14 protein-coding genes are annotated in these 15,467 nt (G+C 70.9%); 10 read left to right on the top strand and 4 right to left on the bottom strand.

The window, feature by feature from the left end:
- Window position 1: 1 nt before the first annotated feature.
- Window positions 2–1,228, bottom strand: a complete 1,227-nt coding sequence (locus tag MCBG_RS14060) for a helix-turn-helix domain-containing protein (RefSeq protein WP_176722749.1) — start codon at window positions 1,226–1,228, stop codon at window positions 2–4.
- Between the two features lie 370 nt (window positions 1,229–1,598).
- Between MCBG_RS14060 and amcA (MCBG_RS33025) the strand changes: the two genes are divergently transcribed.
- From amcA (MCBG_RS33025) to MCBG_RS14030, 7 genes are all read left to right on the top strand, one after another.
- Window positions 1,599–1,763, top strand: a complete 165-nt coding sequence (gene amcA, locus MCBG_RS33025) for a multiple cyclophane-containing RiPP AmcA (RefSeq protein ID WP_181373747.1) — start codon at window positions 1,599–1,601, stop codon at window positions 1,761–1,763.
- On the top strand, window positions 1,760–2,107 hold the full coding sequence (locus MCBG_RS14055) for a hypothetical protein (RefSeq protein WP_043326124.1): 348 nt from the start codon (window positions 1,760–1,762) through the stop codon (window positions 2,105–2,107). The genes amcA (MCBG_RS33025) and MCBG_RS14055 overlap by 4 nt, the downstream gene beginning before the upstream one ends.
- Window positions 2,104–3,240: a cyclophane-forming radical SAM peptide maturase AmcB gene (amcB, locus tag MCBG_RS14050; RefSeq protein WP_043326122.1), complete on the top strand. Its 1,137-nt coding sequence runs from the start codon at window positions 2,104–2,106 to the stop codon at window positions 3,238–3,240. Before MCBG_RS14055 ends, amcB begins: the two co-directional genes overlap by 4 nt.
- The gene (amcA, locus tag MCBG_RS14045; RefSeq protein ID WP_043326119.1) at window positions 3,237–3,419 is read left to right on the top strand and encodes a multiple cyclophane-containing RiPP AmcA; all 183 of its coding nucleotides are present in this window, start codon (window positions 3,237–3,239) and stop codon (window positions 3,417–3,419) included. The genes amcB and amcA (MCBG_RS14045) overlap by 4 nt, the downstream gene beginning before the upstream one ends.
- Window positions 3,420–3,479: 60 nt before the next feature.
- The gene (locus MCBG_RS14040) at window positions 3,480–4,142 is read left to right on the top strand and encodes a pentapeptide repeat-containing protein (RefSeq protein ID WP_043326117.1); all 663 of its coding nucleotides are present in this window, start codon (window positions 3,480–3,482) and stop codon (window positions 4,140–4,142) included.
- A 138-nt stretch (window positions 4,143–4,280) separates the two neighbouring features.
- Complete coding sequence (locus tag MCBG_RS14035; protein ID WP_043326115.1) at window positions 4,281–5,609, top strand: MFS transporter; 1,329 nt, start codon at window positions 4,281–4,283, stop codon at window positions 5,607–5,609.
- Entirely contained in the window at window positions 5,606–7,363 is a 1,758-nt protein-coding gene (locus MCBG_RS14030; RefSeq protein ID WP_043326113.1) for a glycoside hydrolase family 2 protein, read from the top strand. Before MCBG_RS14035 ends, MCBG_RS14030 begins: the two co-directional genes overlap by 4 nt.
- Here MCBG_RS14030 and MCBG_RS14025 read toward each other — a convergent pair.
- Entirely contained in the window at window positions 7,348–8,328 is a 981-nt protein-coding gene (locus MCBG_RS14025; protein WP_043326111.1) for a DUF2804 domain-containing protein, read from the bottom strand. The two genes, MCBG_RS14030 and MCBG_RS14025, sit on opposite strands and share 16 nt — an antisense overlap.
- A gap of 21 nt (window positions 8,329–8,349) precedes the next feature.
- Complete coding sequence (locus tag MCBG_RS14020; RefSeq protein WP_051611209.1) at window positions 8,350–9,825, bottom strand: sigma-70 family RNA polymerase sigma factor; 1,476 nt, start codon at window positions 9,823–9,825, stop codon at window positions 8,350–8,352.
- 106 nt (window positions 9,826–9,931) lie between these two features.
- Between MCBG_RS14020 and MCBG_RS14015 the strand changes: the two genes are divergently transcribed.
- Both MCBG_RS14015 and MCBG_RS14010 read left to right on the top strand, forming a co-directional pair.
- Complete coding sequence (locus MCBG_RS14015; protein ID WP_051611207.1) at window positions 9,932–10,240, top strand: hypothetical protein; 309 nt, start codon at window positions 9,932–9,934, stop codon at window positions 10,238–10,240.
- Window positions 10,241–12,895, top strand: coding sequence for a DUF4132 domain-containing protein (locus MCBG_RS14010; RefSeq protein WP_043326107.1), 2,655 nt, complete (start codon window positions 10,241–10,243; stop codon window positions 12,893–12,895).
- Between the two features lie 27 nt (window positions 12,896–12,922).
- On the opposite strand, the gene MCBG_RS14005 is transcribed toward MCBG_RS14010, so the two are convergent.
- Window positions 12,923–14,632, bottom strand: coding sequence for a Na+/H+ antiporter (locus tag MCBG_RS14005; RefSeq protein WP_043326105.1), 1,710 nt, complete (start codon window positions 14,630–14,632; stop codon window positions 12,923–12,925).
- Between the two features lie 67 nt (window positions 14,633–14,699).
- Between MCBG_RS14005 and MCBG_RS14000 the strand changes: the two genes are divergently transcribed.
- Window positions 14,700–15,437, top strand: a complete 738-nt coding sequence (locus MCBG_RS14000) for a Clp protease N-terminal domain-containing protein (protein ID WP_043326103.1) — start codon at window positions 14,700–14,702, stop codon at window positions 15,435–15,437.
- Window positions 15,438–15,467 lie beyond the last annotated feature (30 nt).

Raw genomic sequence — 15,467 nt, 5'->3', positions numbered from 1 at the left:
GCTACCAGCGCGGTCCTCCCGACCGGACGCCCATCCGGTCGCTGAGTTCGACGGCCAGTCGAGGTGGCCGGGGGCGGGTGAGGATGTCCCGGACAAGGTCGCGGGAGAGCGAGTGGTAGCGCACCTGGTCGGGGCCGATGACCTCGGCGTCCAGGAGCGCGGCGAGCGCGTCGTCGATGCGGTTCCACCGGGCAAGGGCTCGGGCGGTTTCGATGGCGTGCCGAACCTGTCGCTCGACGGGCACGGTGCTGGTGTCGAGTGGGGCGCCGATGGCGATGGCGCGTTGCACGTCGCCGAGTTCCATCGCCACGGTCGTTTTGTGGATCGACACGTTGGTCGGGCCGAACGCGGTCCACACGTGGTTGCCGTCGGCGCCGAGCCGTCTCGCGGCGGCGTCGGCCTCGGTGATGTGGGTGTCGGCCGAGGCGCGATCGTCGTCTCGGGCGGCGGCCAGCGCGCAGACGAGGTGCAGGCTGCCGTAGACCGACAGCAGCTGCGGAGTCGGCTTGGCGAGCCGGGGTTCCAGGAACCGCGCCGCCGTGGCGGCGAGGCCCAGGGCTTGGGCGTACTCCCCGATGGATGCCAGCGAGTGTGCGGCGGAGCGGCTGAGTGAGCCGATGACGACGTGATCCTGGCTAACGTTGGCGGCGGCCAGCCCTCGGCTGGCAGCGGTCCACGCGAGGTCGCCCTCGCCGAGCTTGGTAAGGAACAACGCGGCGAGCTGGTGCGCGTAGGCGGTCATCGCATGCGCGCGCTGGCCGTCGTCGCCGTCGTACGCCTCGGTGGCGGTGAGGCAGTCGTGGATGAGGTAGGGCAGTCGGCGGGCGAGGGTGCCGTACCGCGAGTGCTGGTAGGCGGTCCAGATCTCGGCGACGTCGTTCTCGATCTCGCGCAGGGCGGGTGCCTCGACGTCCACCGTGCTGGCAAGCGCCGGCGCGAGGTGACGGTAGTCGTGGAGTGCGGCTCGCAAGGCGGGGATGGTTTCGCGACCTGAGTCGTCCGACCACTCGAACAGGCTCGGCGCACCGATGAGGTCGCCGAGGGACACGTCGAGGGCCTTGGCGATCGCGCGGATGACCGACAGCCGGTCCAGGTCGGCCCGGTTCGTCTCGACCTTGCGTAACCACTCCTGGGTCTTGCCGACCAGACCGGCCAGTACCTCTTGGGAGAGCCCGCGTCGACGCCGGTAGAAGGCGACGCGCTGGCCGATCGTCATGTCGTCCGTCATCCCTCGCACACCATCACCCTGCCCGCTGAAGGCCGCCGGACCCGGTACGGATTTTCCCGGTCCTCCGTACCGGCCGCCCCTACGTTCAGTTCACCCCAGATCACCGGCGCGTGTCGATGCCGATGTCAGGGATGACTGACAGGGAGCTGCAGATGGAGGGATCGATGAGCGGCGCACCACACCACGGCTTGGGCCGCTGGCTCGGCCCGTCCGGGAGCGAACTGTCTCGACGCTGTCCCCGCCTGCGTACCGCCATGAGGGCTGCGCGGGTGGGTGATCGGCGGTCTGCTCCCAGCCGCCGTGGTGCGGCGGCGGGCTCGCCCTTCCCCCGGCGAGCCCGCCGCTCATCGTCACTGACGGGGGTGGCGGCATGACGGTGTACGTCTCGCGTAATGCCATGGCCGGCCAGTCCCGGCGCCCCGAGCCCAGGTGGACGGCCTCGCCGGGTCGGGTGCGGCCGGCTGATCCGCCGCTGCTCACCTTCGTGTGGCGTCGGCTGTTCGAGCAGCAGGCCCGCGAGGGCGGTCGCCGGTGACCGGGCCGCAGCGTCGTCCCGCGGTGAACCGGCTCGTACCCGCCGAGGTGGAACATCTGCCGACGCGCCCGCTGTGGCTGTGCCGCCGATGCGGGCAGCCGTGGCCCTGCGGCGCGGCGAAGCTCGCGCTCCTGGCCGAGTACCGAGAAGTGCCGGTGAGCCTGTTCCTCTACCTGGCCGGCTGCCTGCACGACGCGATCGACGACCTGCACCGGCTCAACCCGAGCGTCACGGGCAGCGCCGCCGACATGTTCGACCGGTTCCTCGGCTGGCCGGCCCGCCACGCTCCCGCCTATCGGGTCAGCACCACCACGGCCAGCATCGACGAGGAGGCCACCTCGTGAACGGCCTCGGCCTCATCAACGCCACCGGCCAACCGGCGGTCGCCGGCAGCTTCCACACCCTGGTCGTGCAGCCGACGAGCTTCTGCAACCTCGACTGCACCTACTGCTACCTGCCCGACCGGAGATCCCTGCGCCTGATGAGCGGCGTGGTCGCGCAGGCCTGCGCCGAGTCGATAGCCCAGCAGAACAGCAGTCATCCGGTGAGCGTCGTGTGGCACGGGGGTGAACCCACCGCCACACCCACCGGGCTGTTCCGGGACCTGTTGGCCCCGTTCGAGGAGCTGCGGCGTGCGGGGATGGTGCGTCACGAGATCCAGACGAATGCGACGCTGATCAACCGCCAGTGGTGCGAGCTGTTCACCGCTTACGGGTTCGAGGTCGGGGTCAGCATCGACGGACCGGGCGCGTTGAACCGTAACCGCCTCGATCGGGCCGGCAACCCGACGGACGCTCGCACCCTGCGCGGCATGCACATGCTGGCCGACATGGGGCTGAGGTACTCGGTGATCTGTGTGGTCACCCCGGAAACCATCGACCACGCGGGAGCCCTCGTCGACTTCTTCACCGGCCTGCCTGGTTGCGAGTCGGTGGGCTTCAACATCGAAGAGCAGGAGGGCGCTGACCGCGCACCGGTCCCGGAGGATGACGCGTACCGGTTCTGGCAGCGCCTCATCGCACGTCGCGTCGGCGGCAGCCCGCTGCGGATCCGCGACGTGGACCGGCTGGCCGACTATCTCGCCGCCACCCGTTCCGGCCACGTCGACCACGCCCCGTACGAGCCGATCCCGACCGTCTCCTGGGATGGGCAAGTGGTGCTGCTGTCACCGGAGCTGCTCGGCATCACCGAGCCGCGATACGGCGATTTCATTGCCGGCAACGTCCTCCAACAGCCGATCACCGCCATGCTTGCCGGCGCCGGCGAACTGGACTACGTCGCCGAGTTCGTCACGGCCCTCAACGACTGCGCCGACCACTGCGCCTTCTACGACTTCTGCCGGGGCGCCCAGGCCGGCAACCGCTACTTCGAGCACGCCACGTTCACCGCCCGCGAGACCACCTATTGCCGAACCACCCGACAGGCCCTCGTCCGCGCCGCCGCGGACTACCTCACCCCTCAAGGAGGAGCACCATGATCAACGCTCTCGCGGTCCTCGTTCACGCCGCACCCGAGCAACTCGCCCGCCTCGGCGTCGACCCGCAGCGGTCGGTAACGTCGATCGACGCGGGGAAGTTCGACAACCGCCCCACCTGGGCCAACAAGGGTAAGTTCGACAGTCGACCCGGCTGGGACAACTGGAACAAGAAGAAGTAGCCCCGCCACGGGGCGCGCGGGGTGACGTGCCCACCCCGCGCCCACACAGGTTGAGGACACATGCGCACCACCACGATCGGCGACGTGAAGCTCCTGCTGCCGGACCTCGAACCGGACGACCTCGACACCACGACGGACCTGGTGAACGGCCTCACCGAGGCCCTCGTCGAGGGCTCGGCGTGGCGCGGCTCGCACCTTGAGGACGCCAGTATCCGCAGCAGCCTGATCACCGGTGTGGACCTGAGCGAGAGCACCTGGGAAGCCGGCAGCCTCTACGGCTGCGAGATCACCCGCACCGACTTCTCCGGAGCGACCCTGACCGGCATCACCATCGAACGGTGTGCGATCACCGGCTCCCGGTTCACCGGCACCAGACTCACCGACGTACGCCTCAAGGACGTCCTGTTCGACGGCTGCCGCTTCGACTACGCCACCCTCCAGCGCGTCGCCGCCGCCGGCTCGGTCGCCTTCACCGACTGCACTCTCACGAACGGCGCGTGGTCGTCCTGCCGTCTACCGCGCACCGCACTGCGGTCATGTGACCTTGCAGGCCTGGAACTGGATTCCTGTCACCTCGACGGTGCCGATCTGCGGGGCAGTCGCCTTCACGGGCTGAAGACGGCGCTGGACAACCTGCGCGGTGTCACGCTCGGCGAGGATCAACTTCCTGACCTCACTCAGCTGACCGTCGCTGCCCTCAACCTCGCCGTCCGCAAAGACTGATGACGAAGGCCATGGTCCGGCGACTCCGTACCGGGGTCTTTTCGTCGTGCCTGCTCGGACGCGGCAGCCTCGCCGACCCCGGACCCATCGACGGCCGGGCGGGACGGATCATATTCTGACCCGTCGAAGGAGGCCGTCGTGTCCGCCACCCGGAGCGTGCTCACCCCGGCTACCTCGGCCGGTCCGGTCGGGCTGCGCCCCCGCACCTGGACTGCGCTGATCGTGCTCGGGCTCGTCGGGCAGATGGCCTGGACCATCGAGAACATCTATTTGAACCTGTTCGTGTACGACACGATCACCGACGATCCCAACGCGATCGCCACGATGGTCGCCGCCAGCGCCGTGACCGCCACTGTCGCCACCCTGCTGCTCGGGGCCCTCTCCGACCGGACCGGGCGGCGCCGGTCGTTCATCGCGGGCGGCTACCTGCTGTGGGGCGTCTCCACCGCCGCCTTCGGCTTCTTGACAGTGGGTTTCGTGGAGGACATCGCGCCCGTCGCGAACGTCGTGCTGGTCACGGCGATCGCGGTCATCACCCTCGACTGCCTGATGTCCTTCCTCGGCTCGGGCGCAAACGACGCGGCGTTCCAGGCGTGGGTCACCGACGTGACCGAGCCGGCCAACCGCGGCCGGGTCGAGTCGGTGCTCGCCATCATGCCGCTGGTCTCGATGCTGGTGATCTTCGGCGGGTTCGACGGGCTGGCCCGCGCCGGGAACTGGCGGCTGTTCTTCGTGGTCATCGGCGCGATCATGGCCGTGGCCGGTCTGCTGGCCTGGTTCCTGGTCGAGGACAGCCCGTCACTCGTCCGGCACGAGGGCGGCTACCTGCGCGCCGTCGTCCACGGTTTGCGCCCGGCCGCCGTCCGCGCCAACCCGGGGCTCTACCTCGCCCTGGCGGCCTGGTCGATCTGGGGGATCTCCACGCAGGTGTTCCTGCCGTATCTGATCATCTACCTGCAGCGGTACCTGCGGATCGAGGGGTACGCGATCGTCCTGGCCGTCGTCCTCGTCACGGCGTCGGCGGTCAGCGTGGTCGGCGGGCGGCTCATCGACCGCGTCGGCAAGGTGCGCTTCCTCCTGCCGGCGGTAGTGCTGTACGGCGCCGGCCTGGCGCTGATGTTCTTCGCCCGCGGCATGGTTCCCGTGATCGCCGCCGGGGTCGTGATGATGTCGGGCTTCATGCTCGTCCTCGCCCCGATCGGCGCCATCGTGCGCGACTACTCGCCACCGGATCGGGCCGGCCATGTCCAAGGGCTGCGGATGGTCTTCGCCATCCTCGTTCCGATGCTCGTCGGCCCGTACCTCGGCGCCGCCGTGATCACCGGCGCCGGCGAGGTCTACGAGGATCTCGGCGTGGTGAAGCAGGTTCCGACGCCGGGCATCTTCCTCATGGCGCTCGCAGTGCTGGTCCTCATCGCGGTGCCGGCCGTGGCGCTGCGGCGGCGGGAGCGGGAGGCCCGGGCATGACGCTGCTGACCCCGTGGGGCTCCACGCTCGACCCGGAGCGGGTCCTGCCCGAATACCCCCGCCCGCAGTTCGCCCGGGACAGCTATCTCAACCTCAACGGCCGGTGGGAGTACGCGATCACCGGTTCGTCCACCGAGCCGGAACGCTACGACGGCCAAATCCTCGTGCCGTTCTCCCCGGAGTCCACGCTCTCCGGCGTCGGGCGGCAGCTCCAGCCGGGCGAGACGCTCTGGTACCGCCGACCGCTGACCCTCCCGGTGGGCTTCCACGCGGCCGGCTCGCGGCTGCTGCTGCACTTCGGCGCGGTCGACCAGACCTGCCAGGTCTACCTGAACGGGGTTGCGGTCGGCGACCACACCGGCGGGTATCTGCCGTTCACCTGCGACATCACCGACGCGCTCGGCGAGGACGCCAACGTCCTGGTCGTGGCGGTCCAGGACGACAGCGACACCGGCCACCACGCCCGGGGCAAGCAGCGGCTGCGCCGCGGCGGCATCTGGTACACCGCCCAGTCCGGGATCTGGCAGACGGTGTGGGCCGAGAGCGTGCCCGCCGTACACCTGCGGCACCTCACCCTGACCCCGCTCCTCGACGAGCGGTGCGTCGAGGTGACGGTGCACGCGACGGCGGATGCCGGCGACGCCGGCATCCGGATCCTGGCCGACGGGGTCGCGGTGGCCGAGGCCACCGCACCCGTCGGCGTGGCCGTTCGCATCCCGATCCCCGAGGTACGGCAGTGGAGCCCCGAGGATCCGTTCCTCTACGACGTGATCGCCGAGTTGGGCGCGGACCGGGTACGCAGCTACTTCGGCATGCGTTCGTTCGGTGTCGGACCGGACGGGGACGGCGTGCCCCGGCTGCTGCTCAACGGGCGGCCGTACTTCCACGCCGGCATCCTCGATCAGGGCTACTGGTCGGACGGCATGTACACGGCGCCCTCCGACGAGGCGATGATCGCCGACATCGCCACGATGAAGCGGCTCGGGTTCACCATGCTGCGCAAGCACATCAAGATCGAGCCGCTGCGCTGGTATCACCACTGCGACCGGCTGGGGATGCTGGTCTGGCAGGACATGGTCAACGGCGGCAGCAGTTACCACCCGCTGGTCGTCACCGCGCCGGCGGTGACGCCGCTGCGGCTGCCCGACCGGGGCCGGTGGCGGCGCTGGTTCGGCCGTGCCGACGCCGGTGGACGGGACCGGTTCCGGGCCGAGCTGCGCGACACCGTCGAGCACCTGCGCAACGTGGTGAGCCTCGCCGTGTGGGTGCCCTTCAACGAGGGCTGGGGGCAGTTCGACGCGGCCCGGATCGCCCGCGAGGTCGCCGAACTCGACAGCACCCGTACTGTCGACCACGCCAGCGGCTGGCACGACCAGGGCGGCGGCGACCTGCGCAGCCTGCACGTCTACTTCCGCCGCTTCCGGGTGCCGCGGCGACGCGGCGACCGCCGGGCGCTGGTGCTGTCCGAGTACGGCGGCTACAACCTGCGCGTCGACGGGCACGCCTTCAGCCGCAAGGATTTCGGTTACCGGCGGTACCGGAGCGCCGAGGACCTGGCGGAGGCGTTCACGCGGCTGCACACCGAGCAGATCGTGCCCGCGATCCGGGCCGGTCTGAGCGCGACCGTCTACACCCAGCTGTCCGACGTGGAGGACGAGCTGAACGGTCTGCTCACGTACGACCGGCGCGTGGTCAAGCTTCCCGAGGACGTGGTCCGGCAGGTCAACGAGCGGCTGCGTCACCAGCGGTTCTGAGCTTCCTCCGCCCAGCCGACCAGGCCGTCCAGGGCCACCCGTTCGCCGTCGTCCGCCTGGGCCCAGCCGGAGAAGTGCCCGAAGCACTGGTGGGTCTCGCTGGCTACGACGCCGAGGTTGGTGCGGGAGACCTTCTCGTGGAACGGGTGGAACTCCACAGCGACGCGATCACCGCTGATCCGCCACGGCCGCAGCCAGTCGCGGCGGTCGTAGCTCCAGCGCAGTTCGGCGCCGAGCTTGTGCAGCCGGCCGCCGACGAACAGTGCGTTCTCGGTCGAGCCGGTGCCGTCGGTCCACTTGCCGCCGAGCTGGATCGACACGTCCGATCCGCTGCCCGCCGCCCAGTTCCATCTGATCGCGTACGGCCACTTGCCCCGGCCGTGGTCGAGCACGGCGAACGAGTCCCGCTCGTCCACGACGTGCGTCGTGCCGTCGACCCGTAGCGAGCCGCGCACCGGGCGCCCGACGTCCTTGACCGTGTACTGGAACCGGCGCGTGCTCCACGGGACCACGACGCCGAGCGACTCGTGGCCGGGCGGGAGCGGCACCACGAGGTCGATCTCGATGCCTGGTGCGGTGGCGCGGATCGTGCTGCCCTCGATGGTCTGATCGATGTCGATCGACAGGCCGCCTCCGCGTGCGCACACGGCGCCCGCGCCGCTAACCGGCGGCATGACGACGCCACGGGCGAACGGGACCACGACGTCCGTGCCGGTCTCGACCTTCGTGGCGCGGTCGAGCACGTAGACGCCGTGCACCCCGGCGTAGTCCAGCGACGACGCGACGAGGCCGACGATGTGGGTCGGCGTCACTATCCCCCAGTACTCCCAGCGCTTGGCTCTACCCCAGCCGCGCAGGTTCGCCCGGTGCAGCGGCCGGCGGGTCCAGCCGACCGCGGCGGGGTTGAGCCGCCCGTCCGGAAGGCACAGGTCGACCGGCTCGACGATCTCCTTCTCGTGCGTCATCGGGGGAGCGTAGCGACCGCCTCAGTAGTCGATGTTGATGGCGGCGACCTGGCGACTGCCGTTGAACACGATCGCCGGTCCGGCGAAGCGGGAGCTGGCGTACGTCAGCGCCGTCTTGTGGCCCGGACTGTTGAACCACGCCTCGATCATCTGCTCCGGCGAGGAGTTGCCCGACGACGCGAACAGCACCTCGTGCCCGCAGTGCTGCAACCCGCTCGCGTTCAGGTTCCGCCGTACGCAGGACTCCGCCTCCCGGTGTTGCGCCGCGCCCAGCTTGACCTCGGTCAGCCCGAGCGCGCGACGCCGCTCGTTGAGCAGCACCAGCAGCCGCCGTTCCGCTGCTGACAAGCCGTTCGACGTGGCGGTGGACTTGACCGGCGACGGGGTCGGCTTTGGCGACTTGCTGGGCTTCGCCGCCCTGCTCGGGGTGGGGCTCGGGAGGGCGGCGGTCGGGGAGGGTGTGAGTGCGGGTGCGGTCGTCTCGGTCGAGGGCTGCACGATAGTCGCGGCCGCCGGCTGCCGACCAGGCCCGTCCGGGTAGTTGGCAAGGATCAGACCACCCCCGCCGAGCACGGCAACGGCCGCGGCGACACCGACCAGGGTCTTGGACAACGAGAGCCCGGACCGCGCTCCGGCCGCCACGGCGTGCGTACCGGCCGGGGCGACGGGCGACACGGAGGCGACGGCGTGCAGCTTCTGCGTGACGTCCGAGGCGAGTGTGGCCGGGGGCGGCGTGAGCGCCAGGCCGGCGAGCAGCCGTTCGGCGGGCACCAGGTCGTTCGTCGCGTCCGGGCAGTGCGCGCAGTCCCGGAGATGCCGCGCGAACCGCTTGCGCCACAGCGGCGCCGGCTGACCGTTCCAGCCCGACGCGGTGTCGCGCAGGCCGGCGCAGCCGGGCCGCGCGGTGAGGGCTCGCACCACCAGCCGGGCGGTGTCCAGTTGCGCCTTCATCCGGGACACCCGCACGGTCACGTGATGTGGCTCCAGGCGCAGGGCGTCGACCAGGTCGGCGCGGGTGAGGTGACCGGCCTCGACCAGCCACCACAGGGACAGCAGGTGGCGGTGGTCGTCGTCCAGCCAGCGCGTGGCCAGCACGACCTCGCGGCGCTGGTCGGCGAGGCGGAGCTGGGTCAGGGTCAGGTCCTCGAAGTCCGCGCGCGGGTCGATCACGTTGTCGATGTCCTCCGGCGGCGCCGGTGTGGTGGGCCGGCGCTGCGTGTGGGTGCGGATCTCGTTCATGGTGACGGCGACCAGCCACGACCGGAACAGCCGCGGCTCGCGGACGCCCGGCAGGCCGCGTACGACGCTCAGCATCGTGTTCTGCACCACGTCGTCGACGTCGGCCGACCGGTTCAGCGCCCGGCCCACGATGTTGTAGACCAGCGGCAGACAGTGCGAGACCACCTCGTCCGTCGCCGCCCGGTCGCCGCGGCGAGCCGCGTCCACCACCGCCGACATGTCGGCCCTGTTCGGGTACGCGGGATAGGACACGCTCACGACCTCGCCTTCACGGAATGATCTCGTACACCGTGGAGACTGTCCGGTACGCGGTCAGGTCACACAAAATGCTGAGGTGTCGGAGGGAAGCGTTACCTTCTCCGCCATGCCATTGATCACAGTCACCGACGAGGTGGTCGGAGCTCCGGGCGGGCCCGCGTGGACCATTGAGGTCTTCGAGGAGACGCTGCCCCTCGCCGAGTTGATCCGCCGTCGGGTTTCCCTCGAGATCGCCGAGTCCGGCGCGGACGCCGATCCCGAGGAGCGGACGCGGATGACACTCGACGCGTTCGGCCGCAACGCCTTCGTGGTGCTCGTGGACGACCACCAGGTCACCGACCTGGACGAGAAGGTCCGCCTGCACGCGGGATCGCGCGTCACCTTCCTCAAGCTCGTCCCGCTGGTGGGTGGCTGAGTGGACACGTACGACCCCGAGTCGGCCCTGCGCGATGTGGCCGCCACCGCCAAGAGGTGGTGGGGCCCGAGCGCCCAGAACCTCAACGAGACCGGCAAGCAGGAATTCGTCGACCGGGTGGTGACGGTGTGCGGCTGGGCACCGGCGGGAGCGGTTCCGTCGCTGCTCGCCGCGCTCAAAGATTCGCACGGGCCCTACTATCTCGCTGCGCCGTTGGTCGAGCTGCTGCCGGAGGCCACCCGGAAGGTCGAGTCGGTCGCCGCCGCCGTGGCCGACCTGACCGGCGACGACGCGGATCACGACAGGCGTGTCGTCGCCGCCTCCACCCTGATCGACAGCCTGCCGAACCTGCCGTACCAGCACGAGGAGCCGTGGGACCGGGCCCGGGGCGTGGCGTGGCGCCGCACGAAGGAACTCCTGGCCGCACAACCGGCGCCGGTACGGCAGGTGGTGTTCGACGCGCTGGCCGTGCCGGGCTCGGGCAAGGACGGGTGGGCCAAGCTGATCCGTGCCGTGTGTTCCGGCGGCGGCCTCGACGGCTCGGCCTGGCTCGGCCGGCTGAGCACTCAGGCCTGGCTGGGATTCAACTACTGGAGCTCCCATCTCACGCGGTTCACCTGGGAGGCCATCCAGGCGGAGGCCGCGGCCGGGCGGGTGAACCCGGCGGCGCTGGCGACCTGGCGTCGGACCGGGATCGAGCGCTCGCTGAGCTACATCAGCGACGAGGCCGACCGGATGTGGCCGATCCCCAACGTCGGTGAGCAGTGGGCCGACCGCGCCGTCGCGGACATCGAGGCGATGCCGGCGGATCGCCGGTCCGCGTGGGAGGCGCTGCTGGCGCACTGCCCGGTCGAGGCGGACAAGGCGAAGCCGACGGCCGCCTGGCGCAAGCAGGCCCGGTCGCTGCTCGACGCGGTGGGCGTCGACGAGTTCACCGCCCGGCTCGACGACTGGCTCCCGCTCGTCGGGCAGTCCCGCAGCCTGCCACTGCGCATGACCACGTGCTGCGCCGGCCACATCAAGGACATGCCACCACGGATGATCGACCGCTACAACGTCAGGCTGCTGTGGGGCCTGCTCTGGATGCGGACGATGTGCCCGCCGTCCGAAGAGACCCTGCGCAGCCTCGGCCAGATCGCGGAACGGGCCGCCCGCAAGATCTCCGGCCACGGCCCGGCGAGCCCGAAGCTGGCGAACGCCGCGGTCGCGGCGCTCGTCGACACCGATCACCCGGCCGCGCTCGCCCAGCTGGCGCGACTGTCCTCGCGGCTGACCTACAAGAGCACCCTGCGCCTGGTGGAGAAGGGGTTGACCCGGCACGCCGAGGCGCTCGGTGTCAGCCGGGAGGACGTCGAGGAGATGGCCCTGCCCGGCTTCGGGCTGCCGCTCGCGGACAAGCTGGGCGACTGCTCGTACGAGCTGGAGGTGCGCGGTGTCGACGCCGTAGTGATGTGGCGCAACGCGGACGGCAAGGTGGTCAGGACGCCTCCGGCGCAGGTGCGCAGGGAGCACGGCGACGAGGTGAAGGAGCTGAAGGCGACTGTCGCCGACGTCGCCGCGACGCTCGTCGCCACCCGCGACCGGCTGGAAGGGCTGCTGCGGCGCGACCGTTCGTGGACCGTCGAGCAGTGGCGCGAACGGCTCCTGGACCATCCGCTGGCCCGTACGCTGGCCCGGCGGCTCGTCTGGACGGTCGACGGCGTCGCCTGCTGCTGGGCCGGTGAGGCGCTGCGCACAGCGGACGACACCGTGTTCGAGCCGGCCGACGACGCGACGGTCCGGTTGTGGCATCCGGTGCTCGACCCCGACGCGGTGGGGCCGTGGCGGGACTTCCTCACCCGGCACGCGATCACCCAGCCGTTCAAGCAGGCGCACCGGGAGCAGTATCTGCTCACCGACGCGGAGCGGGCCACTGGCGTGTACTCCAACCGGTTCGCCGCGCACATCGTGCGTCAGCACCGGCTCAACGCGCTGCTGTCCCGGCGTGGCTGGTCGTACGTCCAGCACCGCAACGACGGGGCGTCCTACAACCTGCCCTGGCTGGCCCTCCCGGACTGGGGGCTGCGCGCCGAACTGGGTGTCGCCGGGATCGAGCACCGGGACGACGACCTCGTGTTCGACACGATGGGAACCGACCAGCTGTTCTTCATCCGGGGCGAGCGCCTGCCGGTTCCGCTGGCGCAGGTTCCGCCGGTCGTGCTGAGCGAGGTGATGCGCGACGTCGACCTGTTCGTGGCCGCGGCCGGGGTGGGCGCCGACCCGAACTGGTACGACGGTGGGCCGGAGGGCCGGTATCGCGACTACTGGGCGCAGAACAGCTTCGGCGAGCTGAACCCGACCGGCCGGACGCGCCGGGACGTGCTGGCGGAGCTGATCCCCCGGCTGGCGATCGCCGGTCGCTGCACGCTCACCGACAGGTTCCTGGAGGTACGCGGCGACCTGCACACGTACCGCATCCACTGCGGCTCGGGCAACATCCTGATCGCGCCGGACGAGCGGTACCTGTGCGTCATCCCGGACTCGGCGAAGGCGAAGGAGCCGGAGTTGTTCCTGCCGTTCGAGGGTGACAGCCGGCTCGGCGAGATCATCAGCAAGGCGTTGCTGCTGGCCGCCGACAAGAAGATCAAGGATCCGGTGATCCTGCGCCAGCTGTGAGGCGGCCGGCGGGCGCCGGGCCCGGAGTCAGCTCGGCGCCCGCTTCGGCAGCAGCAGTTCCTCGTGGTCGAGTTCGCGTTCCAGCACGCGCAGTCCCTCGTCCGGCAGCCGGCCGGAGTCGCGCCACCGCAGCAACTCCTCGCGCTGTGCCTCCAGCGCGGTCCGGTGGACCCGCAGCGCCGTCTCGTACTCGGGTGAGGTGGGCAGCTCCGACGATCCGCTCTGCTGGAGCAGATCGAGCCGCCCCCGGTAGCGGGCCAGCCGGGTCAGCAACTGGGCGCGTGTGGTGTCGACCGCCACCCGCGTGTCCGGTTCCTCGGCGGCGACGGTGTCGAGGCGGGCCAGGGCGGCCTCGGCGGCAGCGGAGCGGGCCTCGTTGCGTACCCGGGCCTGGTCTGCCTCGTCGGCGCGCAGGCCGAGCATCCGCACGAGCGGCGCGAACGTCAGGCCCTGCCCGACCAGCGTCACCAGGACCACCACGAAGGTGCAGAACAGCAGCAGGTCGCGGTCGGGGAACGGGTCTCCGCTGTTGGTGGTGAGCGGCAGCGTGAAGATGGCGGCCAGACTGATCACGCCCCGGGTGCCGGACCAGCTCAGCGCCACCACCTCGCGTGCGGTCAGTCCGCGGGCGTTGCGGTCGGCTCGCCCGGCCCGCCGCGCCGCGCCGGGCGGGTCGGTGTCGTCCTGTTCGGCGACGCCGCCCAGCCGGGTGTGCAGCGACCGGGGGAGCCACTGGGTCAGGATCAGCCAGGCCGGGCGCAGGAGCAGGACCACGCCGACGGACACGGCGACGGCGACGACGATGGTGGACGTCTCGTACTGGCGCAGGCCCCGCACGACGGCGGGGAGTTGCTGGCCGATGAGCAGGAAGACGAAGCCTTCGAGCAGGAAGTCGACGAGCCGCCACACGGCGTTGGTCTGGAGGCGGGCCGCCCCGGACCCGAACTGCGGCGTCTGGTGGCCGACGATCAGGCCGGCGACCACCACTGCGAGTACGCCGGAGACGTGCAGCGCCTCGCCGAGCAGGTACGCCACGAACGGTGTCGCGAGCGAGATGGCGTTGGACAGCAGCGGGTCCGCGGTGAGCGGCCGGACCAGCCGTTTGGCCCGGGCGACGACGACACCCACGGCGATTCCGCCGGCCGCCGCGAGCACGAACTGCCCGACCGCTGCGTGGAACGAGAACTCGCCGCCCACGGCGGCGGCCACCGCGACGCTGAGCATGGTCAGCGCGGTGGCGTCGTTCAGCAGCCCTTCGCCCTGGATGATCGTGACCATCTTCGGCGGCAGGTTGACCCGGCGGCCCACGGCCAGGGCGGCGACCGGGTCGGGCGGGGCGACGGCGGCGCCGACCGCGATGCCGGCGGCCAGGGTCGCGCCGGCGACGAACAGGTGGAACCCGACGCCGACGAGCAGTCCGGTGAGGAGCACCAGCAGCACCGAGAGGCTGACCACGATCCGCAGGTTGCGCCGGATGTCCAGCAGGGACGAGTCGAGCGCGGCGCTGTAGAGCAGCGGCGGCAGCACGACCATGAGCACGAGGTCGGGATCGAGGCCGATGTTGGGGCCGGGGAGCAGCGCGTACGCGATGCCGATGAGCGGCAGGAGCGCGGCGGCGGGCAGGCCGGTGCGGGAGGCCACCCACCGTACGGCGATGACGACCGCGACGGCGGCGAGCACGAACAGCAGTGTCGAATGGGTGCTCACCCCGGTCGACACTACCGGGATCGAGATCATCGCGCGATGGGAAAGGGGTCGTCAACCGAGGGTTGACGCATCCGCATCGTCAACCTATGGTTGACGCATGGAGGAGACGGAACCGCACAAGATGACCCACCCGGTACGCCTCGACGACCTCATCGACGGCATCAAGAAGGCACACACCGACGCGCTCGACCAACTGGCCGACGCCGTCCTCGTCGCCGACCACCTGGGCGACGTCGCCGATCACCTGATCGGGCACTTCGTCGACCAGGCGCGCCGCTCCGGCGCGTCGTGGACGGAGATCGGCCGCAGTATGGGCGTGAGCAAGCAGGCCGCCCAGAAGCGTTCCGCGGCCAAGGCGGAGACCGCCGCCGCGCTCGACCCGAACTCCGGGTTCGGCCGGTTCACCCCGCGCGCCCGCAACGTCGTGCTGGCCTCGCAGGAGGAGGCGCGGGCGGCCGGCAACGCCGAGATCACCCCGGGACACGTCGCGCTCGGGCTGCTCGCCGAGCCGGAAGGGCTGGCCGCCGCCGCGATCGTGGCGCAGGGCGTACCCCTGGAGCGGCTGCGGGAGGTCGTCACCGCGACGCTGCCGGCGAAGGCCGGCCAGGTCCCGGACCTGATCCCCTACGACGCGCGGGCCAAGAAGGTCCTGGAGCTGACGTTCCGGGAGGCGCTGCGGATGGGACACAACTACATCGGTACGGAGCACATCCTGCTCGCCCTGCTGGAGGAGGAGGGCGGCGACGGTGTGCTGACCGGACTCGGGCTGCGCAAGGACGCGCTGGAGTCGGCGTTCGAGGCGGCGCTGGCCGAGATCACCCGAAAAGGGGCCTGACACCGGGCCGTGCACGCGCCACGGGGGCGC

It is taken from the genome of Micromonospora sp. M42 (assembly GCF_000568915.1).
In the GTDB taxonomy this organism is placed as follows: Bacteria; Actinomycetota; Actinomycetes; order Mycobacteriales; family Micromonosporaceae; genus Micromonospora; species Micromonospora chalcea.
The sequence above is the reverse complement of the archived record's forward strand: the minus strand, read 5'-3'. Positions and strand labels throughout refer to the sequence as shown.